This window comes from Gordonia sp. NPDC127522 (assembly GCF_042672305.1).
Taxonomy (GTDB): Bacteria; Actinomycetota; Actinomycetes; order Mycobacteriales; family Mycobacteriaceae; genus Gordonia; species Gordonia hongkongensis.
In genome coordinates, this window is sequence record NZ_JBHXVK010000015.1 from 35,460 (window position 1) to 48,691 (window position 13,232).

Below are 13,232 nucleotides of genomic sequence, written 5' to 3' on the forward strand. Positions count from 1 at the left end.
GCACCATCGCGAAACCTATCACGCACAATCGAGCTGAATTGGTCAGTTGACCAGAGCGCTTGCCGAGAATGTGCGTCCCGGATCGCGGTCGGCGAAGTGTCCCGTCAGGGTCTTCGCGAGGTCCTCGGCGGACCACGCATCACCCTCGGCGACGAAGACCTCGTCGACGGTCGGCGCGGCCATCAGCGTGACCTTGGGGCCGTAGACGACGAACACCTGGCCGGTGACGGCGTCGGAGTCGGGGCCGGCGAGGTAGGTGACCAGCCGCACGACGTGCTCGGGATCGAGAGGGTCCACTCCGTCGGTGGGTGCATCGCCGAAGACGGCGGCGGTCATCGCGGTCCGCGCCCGCGGGCAGATGGCGTTGGCGCGCACGCCGTATCGCTTGAGGGCACGCGAGGCCGACAGCGTGAGTGCGGTGATGCCGGCCTTGGCGGCGCCGTAGTTGGCCTGCCCTTCGGGACCCAGCAGCCCGGCCTCCGAGGCGGTGTTGATGATCCGGCCGTATACCGGGCCGCCCGCCTCCTTGGAGGCCGCGCGCCAGTGGGCCGCCGCATTGCGGGTGAGCAGGAAGTGTCCGCGCAGGTGTACGCGGATCACCAGGTCCCACTCGTCGTCGGTCATGTTGAACAGCATCTTGTCGCGCACCACGCCGGCGTTGTTCAGGACGATGTCGAGCGAGCCGAGCTGGTCGGTCGCCGTCGTCATGATGGCGGCGGCGGTGGCCGAGTCGCCGATGTCGCCGGGCACCGCGACCGCGCGGCCGCCGGCGGCGGTGATCGTGTCGATCACGTCGCTCTGATCGAGCGCCGCGGGGAGGTCGTTCACGACGACCGTGGCCCCCTCGGCGGCCAATCCGATGGCCTCCGCGCGACCGAGACCAGCACCTGCACCGGTGACGACCGCGACGCGACCGTCCAACGAGTAACCCACCCGATATCCTCCTGAGCTAAAACTAGAACCTGTTCTAGCATGATTCACGGATGGATGGAACAGATCGGCGTTTTCGCTCGGGTCAGTCCTCGACGACGGCCAGCGCCGACTTCGGACAGTTGGCGGCGACCTGACGCAGTTCCTCGACACGGTCCGCGGGGATGTCTTCTTGGAGAATCACCAGGTAGTCGTTGTCATCCAGATCGAAGAAGTCCGGAGCCATCCCCACGCAGATGGCGTTGGACTCGCAGAGGTCGAAATCTGCCTTGATACGCATCGGAACCGTCTCCTCGTCGATGGGTCACCTGTTGACTGGGCTGTGAGAACAGGTTAGAACGTGTTTCAGAAGTGCACGAGCACTTCGTCTGTCAACTTGACCATAAGCCGGGACCGGACGCTAGCCGATCCACCCCTTGGAGTGTCGATGCGCATCGCCTATACCGACCAACAAGCCGAGCTCCGAAGGGAACTCCGCGACTACTTCTCCGGCCTCATGACCGAGGAACGTCGTGCCGCCCTGTCCGGCGGCGACGGTGAACTCGGCGAGGGCGACGCGTACCGCGACGTCGTCGCGCAGATGGGCGCCGACGACTGGCTCGCCCTGGGTTGGCCCACCGAGTTCGGTGGCCAGAACCGGTCGATGATGGACCAGCTGATCTTCACCGATGAGGCGGCGATCGCGGGTGCACCCGTCCCGTTCCTCACCATCAACTCGGTGGCGCCGACGATCATGAACTACGGGTCGGACGAGCAGAAGGCGTACTTCCTCCCCCGGATCGCGGCGGGCAAACTGCACTTCTCGATCGGGTACTCCGAACCGGGTGCCGGCACCGACCTCGCCGCACTGCGGACCACCGCGGTCCGCGACGGCGACGACTACGTCATCAACGGCCAGAAGATGTGGACCAGTCTGGTCGCCTACGCCGACTACATCTGGTTGGCCTGCCGCACCGATCCGTCGACGCTGGAACCGGGCGGCAAGAAGCACAAGGGCATCTCGATGCTCATCGTGCCCACCACCGCCGAGGGCTTCAGTTACACGCCGGTGCACACCATGTCGGGGGTGGACACCAGCGCGACCTACTACCAGGACGTCCGGGTCCCCACGTCGTCGATCGTCGGCGAGGAGGGCGGCGGGTGGCCGCTGGTCACCAACCAGCTCAACCACGAGCGGGTCGCGCTCTGCAGCGCGGCGCCGATCCAGACCGCCCTGCGCGAGACGATCGCGTGGGCTCAGCAGACCAAGACCGGCGACGGGCATCGGGTGATCGACGCCCCGTGGGTGCAACAGAACCTGGCCCGCGTCCACGCCAAGGTCGAGTTCCTCAAGCTGATCAACTGGAAGATCGCCTCGGTCGCGAGTTCCGGCGGATCGCCGAGCCCGGCCGACGCCTCCGCGACGAAGGTCTACGGCACCGAGTTCGCTACCGAGGCCTACCGACTCCTCATGGAGGTCGTCGGACCGGCCGCGACGCTGCGAACCGGAAGCACCGGCGCGCACCTGAACGGTCGCCTGGAGCGGTTCCAGCGCACGTCGCTGATCCTCACGTTCGGCGGCGGCACCAACGAGATCCAGCGCGACATCATCGCGATGCTCGCCCTCGGCCTCCCGCACCAGCGCAGATAGCCCCGCCCGCTGGTCGAGTAGCCAGCGAGCACGCCCCCCCCGCTGGTTGAGTAGCCCCGAGCGAGCGCAGCGAGCACCCGCCCCACCCGCTGGTTGAGTAGCCCCGAGCGAGCGCAGCGAGCACGCGGCGTATCGAAACCACCACCCGCACCCCTGAACCTGGAGACCCACCATGGACTTCTCGCTTCCCGAATCCGGCGCCGATGTCCGCGGGCTGGCCCGCGACATCGCGACGTCGATCAGCACCCCCGAGCGGGTCGCCGAACTGGAGACCGCTCGTGCCGCGCTCGATGCGGACCTGTGGCGCGAACTCGGCGGCGCCGGACTCCTGGGCCTCGAGTTGTCCTCCGAGACCGCCGGGGATGCCGGCGGCGACCTCGGGGTCGTCGAGAATGCGCTCGTGGCAACCGAACTCGGACGCGTGCTGGCCCGCGTACCGTTCGGTCCGCACGCGATCGCCGCCCTTCCGGTGATCGCCACGCACGGCTCGTCGGAACTCCGGGAGCGGATCCTGGGGTCGGGGGCCACCGGCGACTCGGTGCTCACGGTCGCGGTCGAGGAGGACCTGGCCACCGACTTCAGCTCGCCCGCAACCACCTTCTCGTCCGACGGCGGCCTGACCGGCGTGAAGGTCGACGTCCCCTACGCCGAGGCCGCGGACATGTTCGTGGTCACCGCGTCCGGACCCGACGGTGTCGTCGCGGTGGTCGTGGCCGCCGATGCCCCGGGCGTCGTCGTCACCCCGACCCCCGCCACCGGGCTGATCCCGTCGGCGCAGGTCGAATTCGACGGCACACCGGTGTCCGACGACGCCGTTCTCGACGGCGGCGCCGACACGGCCGCGACGCTCATCGCGCGTGCGACCCTGGCCTGCTGCGCCGAACAGACCGGCATCGTCGAACGCGGCCTCGAGCTCACCGCCGAGTACGCCCGCGAGCGCGAACAATTCGGCCGCGCCATCGGGTCGTTCCAGGCGGTCGCCCAACGTCTTGCCGACGGGTACATCGATGCCCAGGGGCTGGCACTCACGACGACGCAGGCGGCCTGGTTGCTCGACCATTCGACCGGCTACACCCCGGAGCTGCAGAATGCGGTCGCCACCGCCAAGTTCTGGGCCGCCGAGGCCGGGCACCGGGTGGCGCACACGGCCGTGCATGTGCACGGTGGTGTCGGCCTCGACACCAGTCACCCGGTCCATCGTTACTTCCTGCGCGCCAAGCACAACGAGTTCGCATTCGGCTCCGCGACCGCCTCGGTGCGGGCCATCGGAGCCGAACTGGCCGCCACGCCGGCGTGAACCGACCGGTCGCGGCGACCCGCGCCTCGACGGTCGCCGATCTGCTCGCTCCGCTGATCGAGGTCGACGACCGCGGGGCCTGGTTCGAAAGCGAATTTCGTTCCTGGACCGATCATCTCGTCGACGCGGCGCTGCTGGCCGGGGCGTTGGGCGGCCGGTTGTCGGATGATCGTCCGCGTCACGTGGGCGTGCTGCTGGCCAACACGCCGGTGTTCAGCGCGCTGTTCGCCGCGGCGGCACGTCACGGATTCGTGCTGGTCGGCCTGAACACCACCCGCCGCGGCGACGCGCTCGCCGCCGACATCGCCCGTGCCGAATGCCAGATCGTGCTGTGCGGCGACGACACCCGGCATCTGCTGGACGGCCTCGACCTGGGCGGAACCCGCGTTGTCGATGTCGATTCGCCCGAATGGGCGGCCGCGGTGGCCGCGGGTGAGCCGGCACCCTGTGCCGAGGCGGCGCCGGACGACCTGTTGATGCTGATCTTCACGTCGGGGACGACCGGCGACCCGAAGGCCGTGCGGTGTACGCACCGGACCTTCGCGACCAGCGGTCCGATGCTGGCCGAGCGCTTCGGTATCGGTCCGGACGACGTCGCGTACCTGTCGATGCCGATGTTCCATTCCAACGCGATGATCGCCGGGTGGTGCGTCGCGGTGGCGGGCGGGGCGTCGATCGCGTTGCGGCGCAGCTTCTCCGCGCGGGGGTTCGTCGACGACGTCCACCGGTACGGCGTGACGTATGCCAACTACGTCGGCAAACCGATGCACTACATCCTCGCGACCGATCCGCGCCCCGACGACGCGGCAAGCCCGTTGCGGGTCATGTACGGCAACGAGGCGTCCGCACGCGATCGGCTCCGGTTCTCCGAACGCTTCGGGTGCCGGGTGATCGACGGTTTCGGATCCACCGAGGGCGGCGTGGCCATCACGCGCACCCCTGACACACCCGATGATGCCCTGGGCCCACTGCGCGAACCGACCGCGGTCGTCGACGTCGACACCGCCGAGCCCGTTCCGGCCGGCGTGGTCGGTGAGATCGTGAACCTCTCGGGGCCCGGCCTTTTCGCCGGCTACCACAACGATCCCGACGCCACCGCCGAGCGCATGCGCGGCGGGATCTACCACACCGGCGACCTCGCCTGGGTCGACGACGCCGGTTACCTGCACTTCGCCGGACGTCTAGGCGACTGGCTGCGCGTCGACGGCGAGAACATCGGCACCGGCCCTATCGAGCGAATCCTGCTGCGCCACCCGGCGATCCGGCAGGTCGCCGTGCACGGCGTGCCGGTCGAGATCGGGGACGAGATCGAGGCGGTCCTGGTCGCCGACGAGCTCACCGCCGACGATTTCAGCCAGTTCCTCTCCGCGCAGGAGGATCTCGGCCCGAAGCAGTGGCCGCACCGGGTGCGGCTCGTCGACGAACTCCCCGAGACCGCGACCTTCAAGACCGTCAAGCGGCTCCTGGCCTCCGATGCCACCCCACCGACGTGGGTGCGGGACGGTCGGGTCTATCGCGCGCCGACGTAGGACCCCCTCCGCTCCCTAAACCGAAGTAACCGCATAACACTTGGTCCCTGAGGTGCGAGGAGCGCAAGCGACAGCACCCCTGCTCCCTGAGGTGCGAGGAGCGCAAGCGACCCACCCCTGGTCCCTGAGGTGCGAGGAGCGCAAGCGACGAGCCACGAAGGGCCCCGTTCGGATCCGTATGACGTAACGCCCGGTTTCCGGGCACAACGTCACACGGATCTTCTGCCCCCTGTGGATGGCGTTCCGCGTTCGCGATCGTCACGCACTACGTTGACAGCGCACAGTTCTGGTAAGCGCTGATCGTGCTAGCTTCTACGCACACTCTCGGGGGGGAGACGATGGCAGATCTGACCGTAGATCCGGCGGCGCTGGTCACAGCCGCCATGGAGATACAACAGTGCGCTTCGAACATCGGGGGGTTGCACCTCAGTGCAGGACTGGGGACCACCTACGCGACCCAGACGTTCGGTGGCCTCGCCGGCTCCTTCCGAGGCGCGACCGTGAATGCACGCGGAAATGATTCATGATGAACGACCAGACCGACGGCGTCGCAGCCCAGGGCGCCAGTCAGATAACGTACGTCGCCCAGTCGGTGGCTGCAGTCGCGGTCGCTGTTTCCACTTACGTCTGCCTACTCCTGTTCGATGAGAACCGACGTGTAGTCATACTCATAGCGGCTACCGCGACACTAGTTTCCGGATGCCTACTTGCTATTTTCCCGCGCACTCGATCATGGGGAGGCGTCGTGGCCGCTGCCGGCCTCGCAATCTATTCAGTCGCGGCACTGAGTTGACCACCTCGCGTAGCCGTCCGCAGGTCACACCCCTTTTTGGGCCCGTCACCCCGTACGCCACAATCGCCTCACTGTTTCTCGCACTGACCACCTTCGCTTACCTATGGGCCCTCGGTATTGTGCTGAACGTCGTGCTTCTTTTTGTCGGTATCGCCCTCACGGCCAATCGGGACAAGGTACGTCAGGTCGGGACCGGAATGACCATCGGTTATCTGGTGTTCGTGGTCGGTTTCGCACTTCTCATCTTCGTGGACTACCTCAAGACAAAAGACCTGTCCGCAGAGTCATCATCTGATGGCACTTCAATCTCGCGGGTATTAGACGATCGTCGGGCTTCTTCATCGGCCGACACCTTCACCACATCTCGTCCCGAGTCGAATTGAGTCGACACTTGGATTGCGGTGCTTCCAGCCGAGCTGTCAATGATCGCTCCGACCACGTGCCGCAGGGGCCCGCCACCCGACATCGTCAACGATTTGAGGGCGAGTACGCATCTCCGTGGGCGCACACCAACCACACGAACCCGATCAAGCGATGGCGAATGTGTCCGTCAGTGGTGGGTTCACAGAGGTTCGGGGACACTGACACCACCCACGTGACGAGAGGCACGACACCATGACCGGTAGGTACCTGCTCCGCACCCTGGGCATCGCACTCGGATGTGCAACCGCGGCAATCCTCTCCCCCACGATCGCGAACGCCGCACCGGACGACGTGACGATCACACCGTCGGTGTCGGGCAACTCGGTCACCGTGACCGTCACGAACCGGTCCACTGCGGTGATCGGGTGCAAGATGTTCGGGCTGCCGGCCGGGTCCGTGGCCGACAGCGACTCGCGACCACCCTTCGGATACGTCAATCCGGTCGACCCGCGCGCATTGATCGCGCCGGGCGGCACGCGCACCGTGGCGCTCGAGGTGTTCACCGACGAGGGCCCGAGCGGGTCCACCGTCCTGCCCGACGGCGCCTACGACCTGTACTGGGGATGCACGACGGTGCCGGGCTTCGACGGCGTCGAACAGTGGGGCACGCTGGGCCCGACCGGAAAGCCGTCGACCGCACGAACCACGCGGCTGACACTTCCCGCCGAAGTCGGCACCCTGATCGCGCCGACCCCCATGCCGCCCGGGCCGTGCCCCGACGCGAGCTGCCTCCCGCCCGACGTCGCCGACATCGTCGACGACCTGTGGGGCGAGTACACCTCGCCCTAGTTTGAGCGAAGCGGCGAGCCCGTTTCCGTCGGGGACACTCGCCCGGTCACCCAGTGGCTTCGACTCGGCTCCTCGCTCCGCTCGGTGCCGGCTCAACCAGCGGGGGGTGGCCGACCGCGCGGGCACCAGCCCGCCGGCTCAACCAGCGCGGGGTGGCCGCTGGCGCGGGATCAGACGACTGGCGGCCACGACGCAACGGTCGTTCCGCTGTGTTGGTTCCGCCGACACCGCGATCGGTGACGAACTGCCCGGCGTGGGCGTGCATGTGGTCGGACTCACGTGGCGCCGACGGCCGACTTCCGGTGCTCTGGGAGATAGGGAACCGCTCAATTCGGGATTCCCCGACGGGACAGACCGCCGATGCCGCCGGGACACACACTCCCCGTTCGAAGGCCGATCACGACCACAGCCCTACCGACAGGACTGGAGCCGATCCGATGACCGTTGTCGAACGCACCGCATCCACTTCCGACTCTCGCAGCGGATCAACCCGAAAGGAATTGCTGGGTCCCTTCCACGACGGGCGGGAGATGGTGCTCGCCGCCGTCCTCGCCGCGTTGGCCGGCGCCACCGGCGCCGCGGCGTGGCTGTACTCCTCCGGGTGGTACGTCACCTTCATGACGGGCAACAGCGAGCGGCTCGTGCTCGAACACGTCAAGGGCGCGCACCGGCTCGGCTTCACGGCTCTGCTCACCGTCGTGGTGTTCGTTCTCGGCGTGTTCGTGGCCACCCTGGCCAGGATGTACGTCTGGCGCAAGGCCCGGCACGGGGCGACAATGCTGACCGCGGGCTCGACGATCGCCGCGTGGCTCATCGACATCAACCTCGACAACGGCAACCGAGAATTCGGCGCCGGCCCGGTGCTCTGCCTGGCCTTCGGTCTCGGCGCACTCAACACCTCGATCAGCCGCAAGGGCGAGGTCGTCATGCCCTTGTCCTACGTGACCGGCACCCTGGTGAAAATCGGCCAGGGTGCCGGGTTGCACGTATCCGGCGCCAAGCGATGGGGATGGGTCGCTCACCTGAGCACCTACGCGGGATTCCTCGCCGGTGCAGGATTCGGCGGCCTGCTGTTCAACGCCTTCGACGAACGGAACTCGCTACTGACCCTGGCCGTGGTCGCGGTGGTCGCCGCGGCGATCACCTGGCGTCTGGATCATCCCAAGTTCTTGCGTGCCGACGTCCGCTGACATGACTGGCCGCGTCGTCGGCCGGTCGCGTCGACTCCTGGACAGGCGATCAGCCGCCCAGCGTCTTGTTCATCCGGCCGACGGCCTCGTCGTATTCGCTGACGAGGTCGGCGATGAGGTCGGCGACGGGCGTGATCGCGTTGCAGCGTCCGACGATCTGACCGGCCGGCATGGCGACGACGTCGGGGTTGTCGGCCTGTGAGATCCGTGCGTGCGCCTCGGCGACGAGGAGGTTCTGCAGCGGCATCGGCAACGGTTCGGGCGCGGACTCGGCGTCCCAGGCATCGGTCCAGGCCGTCTTCAGCAGTCGCGCAGGTTTTCCCGAGTAGATGCGGCGGCGCACGGTGTCCCGCGACGTCGCCTTCAGCAGTGCCTGCTGGACGGTCGACGGCTTGTCGGAACCCTCCGGCACGCCGAGCTTGTACTCCGCCGCCGTCAGCCAGTACGTGCCCATCCACACGCCCTGCGCACCGAGCGCGATCGCCGCGGCGATCTGGCGGCCACTGCCCACGCCACCGGCCGCGAGGACCGGCGCGGTGTCGCCGACGGCGTCGACGAGATCGGGCCACAGGATCATCGAGGTGACCTCACCGGTGTGCCCGCCGCCCTCGTAGCCCTGGGCGATGACGATGTCGACGCCGGCCTCGACGTGATGCAGCGCATGCTCTTTCGCGCCCGCGAGCGCGGCGACCAGGACGCCGTTGTCGTGCGCGGTCTGGATGACGTCGGCCGGCGGCGAGCCGAGTGCGTTGGCGATCAGCTTGATCTGTCCGTACTTACGACGATGCTCCATCGCGACGTCGACATGCGAGCGCGCGACCGAGTGCAACCAGCCGAGCACCCCGGCGTCGACCCGGTCTCCACCCGGGAGCGGGGGCACACCCAGATCGTCGAGCGTGCGTTCGACGAACGCGCGGTGCTCCGGCGGGATCATCGAGTCGAGGTCCATCTTGGAGCCCTCGGTCGGGATCTTGGCGGGCATCACCACGTCGACGCCGAACGGTTTGCCGTCGGTGTTCTCGTGCATCCACTCCAGGACTTCGTCGAGCTCCTCGGCCTCGTTGAAGCGGACACAACCCAGCACACCGAGGCCACCGGCCCGGCTGATCGCCGCCGCCACGTCCTGGCTGGGGGTGAATCCGAAGATCGGATACTCGATGCCGAACTTCTCGGCCAGTTCAGTACGCATGTTTCAGCTCGCTTCCGGCGCTCTACTGCGCCTCGTCGGCGGGACGTTCGGTGGTGACCGACGCTCCCCATCGATAGTCGGGTTTGCCTGCGGGAGAACGCTTGATCTCGTCCACGAACCACACGCTGCGCGGACACTTGTAGCCCGCCAACTCTTTTCGGACGACGTCGTTGAGACTCGTGAGCGACGGGCGCGCCCCGTCCCGAGTGGCGATGACCGCTGCGACGCGCTGACCCCACCGGTCGTCGGCCACACCCACCACGACGGTGTCGAACACGTCCGGATGGGCCTTGAGCGCCCCCTCCACCTCCTCGGGGAAAACCTTCTCGCCGCCGGTGTTGATCGACACCGACCCACGGCCGAGCATGGTGATCGTGCCGTCGGCCTCGAGGACGGCGTTGTCGCCGGGCAGCGAGTAGCGCACGCCGTCGAAGACCTTGAACGTCTTCGCCGACTTCTCCGGGTCGTTGTGGTAGCGCAGCGGTACGTGGCCGGATCGCGCCAGCACACCGACCTCGCCGCTGCCCGGCTCGACCGGCGTACCGTCCTCCCGCAGGACGTGGGTCTCCTTGTCCGCCTTCACCCGCGGACCGCCGGTGTGCGGTGTGTCCTTCGCGACGACGCCCATCCCGCCGAAGCCGGTCTCCGACGATCCGATCGCGTCGATGATGACCGAATTCGGGAACCGGTCGAGGAACTGTTCCTTGACGCTCGGTGAGAACAGGCAGGCCGACGACGCGATCGACAGCACGCTCGACAGGTCACGGTCCCCACCGCTCTCCAGCGCCTCGATCATGGGGCGCCCCATCGCATCTCCGGTGATGAACACGACGTTGACCTTGTGTCGTTCGACGATGTCCCACGCCGACGATCCGCTGAACTCGGGGTACACCACCGCTTTTCCGCCGGCGAAGAGGGACTGGAAGATCGCCCACTGCGAGCCGCCGTGAATGAACGGCGGAATCGGGTACCGGACGAGCTGCCCGCCCTCGGCACCGGTCTTGGCAAGATGCCACTCGTCGGGTACGGGTTCGCTGGTGTACCAGTCGATTCCACCACCGAGGACGCGCCACACGTCTTCCTGCCGCCACACCACGCCCTTCGGCTTCCCGGTGGTACCGCCGGTGTAGAGCATGTACAGGTCGTCGTCGCTGCGTTCCTCGAAGTCGCGTTCGGTCGACGACGCCGCGATCGCCTCCTCGAAACGGATCGCATCGCTGTGGCCCGCGCAGCACAGGTCCTCGTCCGACCCGTCCTCGATGACGACGCGGTACTCGAGATCGGGCGCTTTCGGCAACGTGTTGCACACGCGACCGGCGAAGCTCCGCTCGTGGATCAGCACCTTCATCCCGGAGTCGGTGAAGATGTGTTCCAACTCGGCTTCGACGTAGCGGTAGTTGACGTTGACCATCACCGCGCGCGCCTTGAAGATGGCGACCATCGCCTCGACCGACTCGATGGTGTTCCTGCTGTACAGACCCACTCGGTCGCCCGGTTGTACGCCCAGTTCCCGGAGTTTGTGGGCGAGGGCGTTGGCACGCGCCTCCAGGTCGGCGTAGGAGCGCAAGCGGTCGCCCGACTCGAGCGCGACGCGCTCGGGAACCAGGTCGACGGCATGCTCGATGAGGTCGGCGATCGTGTAGGCCATGGGTTCAAAATTAGAACGTGTTATCGTTCTGGGCAAGCGGCAAAACACGCCCGCCGCCATCACCTGATCACCACCCGAGCACAGCGACACCGGAGTGCAGCGATGACCACAGCAACCCCCGCCGAGTCCGTCACCGAAAAGGCACCCGAGTGCCTCGTCGAGAAGCGCGGGCACATCCTGATCGTGACGATGAACCGACCGGAGGCGCGCAACGCGTTGTCGACGGAGATGATGCGGATCATGACCGAGGCGTGGGACCAGGTCGATGCCGATCCCGACATCCGGGTGGCCATCCTCACCGGCGCCGGTGGGTACTTCTGCGCGGGCGCCGACCTGAAGAGCATGAACAAGAACGCTCCCGGCGACACCGTCGACTCCGGTGCGTGGAATCCGGCCTCGTTGCCGGCCCTGCTGAAGGGACGCCGCCTCACCAAGCCGCTCATCGCCGCGGTGGAGGGACCCGCCATCGCCGGCGGTACCGAGATCCTGCAGGGCACCGACATCCGGGTCGCCGGCGAGAGCGCGAAGTTCGGTGTCTCCGAAGCCCGTTGGGGCCTGTACCCGATGGGTGGCAGCGCGGTTCGACTCGTCCGGCAGATCCCGTACACCGTGGCGTGCGACATCCTGCTGACCGGCCGCCACATCACCGCGCGCGAGGCGCTCGAATACGGACTGATCGGCCATGTCGTCGACGACGGGACCGCTCTCGACAAGGCACTCGAACTCGCCGGGAAAATCGCGGCCAACGGTCCGCTCGCGGTGCAGGGCATCCTCAAGACCATCCGCGACACCGAGGGCCTACACGAACTCGACGCCTTCGAGATCGATGCGAAGATCGGTATCTCGGTCTTCAAGTCGAAGGATGCGAAGGTCGGACCCCGCGCGTTCGCGGAGAAGCGCACGCCGGAGTTCACCGGGGAGTAGCGGCACCGGGCGGTCGCGCCGCGCAGCGACTTCCGCGACGCCCCCGGTCAGCGGACGGCGTTCGACGTATCCTCCGACGACCTGCGTGGACGCAGCACGATCTCGTCGAGACGCCGACGATGATGCTCTTCGATGGTCATGCCCGCCTGGATCTCGTCGACGAGGGCTGCGGCGACGTCGCGGATCTTCACGTTCTCCTGCTGTGAGCGCCACCGGAGCACGTCGAACGCAGGGTCGGCGTTGACTCCGTAGACCAGCATGAGCATGCCCTTGGCCTGCTCGATCACGCCGCTGCTGTCGCGGAAGGCTCGTACCTGGTCGTCGACCCGCCGTTGCACCACGGCCATCTCGGCGTCGGTCAGGTCGAGGTAGAAGCCCTCGGTGCCGATGGCCCGCCCCGTGGCGTCGGTGATGGAATGCGCGATGACCGCGACCGGTCGGACCCGCCCGGACGTGTCGACGATGCGGTGCCGACTCGAGAACGGCGCGTGATTGGTGAGCATCTCGGCCAGCACGGCGTCGAAGTGGGCACGATCGTCGGGGTGCTTGTGACGACGCATGAGTTCGGTGGTCGGTTCGACCTCCCCCGGCGCGTAACCGTGCAGGGCGGCGACCTCATCGGACCATTCCCACTTCTCGCCCTCATAGAAGAAGCGGAAGTCGCCGATACGTTGCATGCCCGACGGCATCCGGCCGGACCGGTCGGTCTGCCGACCCGCCGGGAGGCCATCCCGTCCGTGGTCGGCGTCCCCGCAACGGGGGCCGTGATCACTTGGCTGCACGCGAGAAATTCTATGGTTCGATGTCCGGTCACGGCCGGAGTTCGCCGGTTACGGCTGTCGCCGACGACGGTCGCACGCGGCGGATGACCGATACCGTGTCCCGTCGGG

At 67.4% G+C, this 13,232-nt stretch carries 12 protein-coding genes; 7 read left to right on the top strand and 5 right to left on the bottom strand.

The window, feature by feature from the left end; all coding sequences use genetic code 11:
- Positions 1-42 precede the first annotated feature (42 nt).
- Both ACFVHY_RS19070 and ACFVHY_RS19075 read right to left on the bottom strand, forming a co-directional pair.
- Complete coding sequence (locus tag ACFVHY_RS19070) at positions 43-933, bottom strand: 3-oxoacyl-ACP reductase (RefSeq protein ID WP_277243034.1); 891 nt, start codon at positions 931-933, stop codon at positions 43-45.
- Positions 934-1,015: 82 nt separating this feature from the next.
- A complete protein-coding gene (locus ACFVHY_RS19075) occupies positions 1,016-1,210 on the bottom strand; it encodes a ferredoxin (protein ID WP_010840635.1) in 195 nt (64 codons plus the stop codon).
- A 147-nt stretch (positions 1,211-1,357) separates the two neighbouring features.
- Between ACFVHY_RS19075 and ACFVHY_RS19080 the strand changes: the two genes are divergently transcribed.
- The 6 genes from ACFVHY_RS19080 to ACFVHY_RS19105 all read left to right on the top strand — a co-directional run bounded on the left by ACFVHY_RS19080 (position 1,358) and on the right by ACFVHY_RS19105 (position 8,581).
- Positions 1,358-2,560 (top strand): acyl-CoA dehydrogenase family protein, encoded by a 1,203-nt coding sequence (locus tag ACFVHY_RS19080; protein WP_390274657.1) that lies wholly within the window; start codon positions 1,358-1,360, stop codon positions 2,558-2,560.
- 172 nt (positions 2,561-2,732) lie between these two features.
- Positions 2,733-3,857, top strand: coding sequence for an acyl-CoA dehydrogenase family protein (locus ACFVHY_RS19085; protein ID WP_390274659.1), 1,125 nt, complete (start codon positions 2,733-2,735; stop codon positions 3,855-3,857).
- Complete coding sequence (locus tag ACFVHY_RS19090; protein ID WP_390274661.1) at positions 3,854-5,386, top strand: long-chain-fatty-acid--CoA ligase; 1,533 nt, start codon at positions 3,854-3,856, stop codon at positions 5,384-5,386. Before ACFVHY_RS19085 ends, ACFVHY_RS19090 begins: the two co-directional genes overlap by 4 nt.
- A gap of 789 nt (positions 5,387-6,175) precedes the next feature.
- The gene (locus tag ACFVHY_RS19095; protein ID WP_390274663.1) at positions 6,176-6,562 is read left to right on the top strand and encodes a hypothetical protein; all 387 of its coding nucleotides are present in this window, start codon (positions 6,176-6,178) and stop codon (positions 6,560-6,562) included.
- A 232-nt stretch (positions 6,563-6,794) separates the two neighbouring features.
- Positions 6,795-7,391 carry a hypothetical protein gene (locus ACFVHY_RS19100; RefSeq protein WP_390274665.1) on the top strand — a complete coding sequence of 199 codons (597 nt, stop codon included), beginning with the start codon at positions 6,795-6,797 and terminating at the stop codon, positions 7,389-7,391.
- A 437-nt stretch (positions 7,392-7,828) separates the two neighbouring features.
- Entirely contained in the window at positions 7,829-8,581 is a 753-nt protein-coding gene (locus tag ACFVHY_RS19105; protein ID WP_390274668.1) for a DUF1275 family protein, read from the top strand.
- A 49-nt stretch (positions 8,582-8,630) separates the two neighbouring features.
- Here ACFVHY_RS19105 and ACFVHY_RS19110 read toward each other — a convergent pair whose 3' ends face one another.
- Both ACFVHY_RS19110 and ACFVHY_RS19115 read right to left on the bottom strand, forming a co-directional pair.
- A complete protein-coding gene (locus tag ACFVHY_RS19110) occupies positions 8,631-9,770 on the bottom strand; it encodes a nitronate monooxygenase family protein (RefSeq protein WP_086537599.1) in 1,140 nt (379 codons plus the stop codon).
- Between the two features lie 22 nt (positions 9,771-9,792).
- Positions 9,793-11,418 (bottom strand): acyl-CoA synthetase, encoded by a 1,626-nt coding sequence (locus tag ACFVHY_RS19115; protein ID WP_065629757.1) that lies wholly within the window; start codon positions 11,416-11,418, stop codon positions 9,793-9,795.
- Positions 11,419-11,520: 102 nt separating this feature from the next.
- Between ACFVHY_RS19115 and ACFVHY_RS19120 the strand changes: the two genes are divergently transcribed.
- On the top strand, positions 11,521-12,342 hold the full coding sequence (locus ACFVHY_RS19120) for a crotonase/enoyl-CoA hydratase family protein (protein WP_058253560.1): 822 nt from the start codon (positions 11,521-11,523) through the stop codon (positions 12,340-12,342).
- Positions 12,343-12,389: 47 nt separating this feature from the next.
- Here the strand turns inward: ACFVHY_RS19120 and ACFVHY_RS19125 are convergent, their stop codons facing one another.
- Positions 12,390-13,124 (bottom strand): PAS and ANTAR domain-containing protein, encoded by a 735-nt coding sequence (locus tag ACFVHY_RS19125; protein ID WP_390274670.1) that lies wholly within the window; start codon positions 13,122-13,124, stop codon positions 12,390-12,392.
- Positions 13,125-13,232: the final 108 nt, after the last annotated feature.

Bases quoted from the DNA above. Each gene is read 5' to 3' on its own strand.
- ACFVHY_RS19120 (WP_058253560.1), top strand. From the start codon at position 11,521: ATGACCACAGCAACCCCCGCCGAGTCCGTCACCGAAAAGGCACCCGAG.
- ACFVHY_RS19115 (WP_065629757.1), bottom strand. From the start codon at position 11,418: ATGGCCTACACGATCGCCGACCTCATCGAGCATGCCGTCGACCTGGTT.
- ACFVHY_RS19080 (WP_390274657.1), top strand. From the start codon at position 1,358: ATGCGCATCGCCTATACCGACCAACAAGCCGAGCTCCGAAGGGAACTC.
- ACFVHY_RS19100 (WP_390274665.1), top strand. From the start codon at position 6,795: ATGACCGGTAGGTACCTGCTCCGCACCCTGGGCATCGCACTCGGATGT.
- ACFVHY_RS19075 (WP_010840635.1), bottom strand. From the start codon at position 1,210: ATGCGTATCAAGGCAGATTTCGACCTCTGCGAGTCCAACGCCATCTGC.
- ACFVHY_RS19110 (WP_086537599.1), bottom strand. From the start codon at position 9,770: ATGCGTACTGAACTGGCCGAGAAGTTCGGCATCGAGTATCCGATCTTC.
- ACFVHY_RS19105 (WP_390274668.1), top strand. From the start codon at position 7,829: ATGACCGTTGTCGAACGCACCGCATCCACTTCCGACTCTCGCAGCGGA.
- ACFVHY_RS19085 (WP_390274659.1), top strand. From the start codon at position 2,733: ATGGACTTCTCGCTTCCCGAATCCGGCGCCGATGTCCGCGGGCTGGCC.